The following is a 538-nucleotide window of genomic DNA, read 5'->3' as shown; positions in this document are numbered from 1 at the left end:
GCAGTCGCGCCAGCCCGAACACGATCACCGCCAGGCACACCAGCAGCAGCGCCCGCAGCGCCCGCGGCGCGTTGCCGGAGGTGGCGAACTGCCACCACAGCTCGTTCCGGTATTCCACATGGCTGTAGACGAAGAACAGCAGCCAGAGGGTGGCCGCCAGCACCAGCGCCACATTGCGCAGCCATGGCCATGACCAGGCTTCATCAAGCAGGGCGCCCTGCCGGTAGAACTCGCGGCGCGCGGTCCACAGCGCGAGCGCGGCCAGCGGCAGCAGCAGTGCCACCAGCAGATGCCCGCCGCGCAGCCACACCGGCAGCGGCAGTACGGTGCACAACGCGAACGCCAGCAGCCATGCCGAATGGCTGCGGCGCTGCAGGCCCTGACCGATGAGCAGCAATGCCACGCCGCCCAGGCTGCCCAGCAGGTGCGAGGTTTCGATCACCGGCAGCGAGGCGGACAGCTGCCGGTGGCGTGGTAGCGGCAAGGTCCCGTCGATCACCAGCAAGCTGCCCACCGCGAACACCGCCAGCGCGAGCAG

1 pseudogene is annotated in these 538 nt (G+C 69.9%); it reads right to left on the bottom strand.

What is annotated here, in order from left to right:
• Nucleotides 1-538, bottom strand: a pseudogene (locus JCM9942_RS17850) (bifunctional lysylphosphatidylglycerol flippase/synthetase MprF); the annotation flags it as partial.

The sequence above is a fragment of the Stenotrophomonas pictorum JCM 9942 genome, assembly GCF_001310775.1.
Classification (GTDB): Bacteria; Pseudomonadota; Gammaproteobacteria; order Xanthomonadales; family Xanthomonadaceae; genus Stenotrophomonas; species Stenotrophomonas pictorum.
This window is presented reverse-complemented; position numbering and strand designations above follow the sequence as displayed.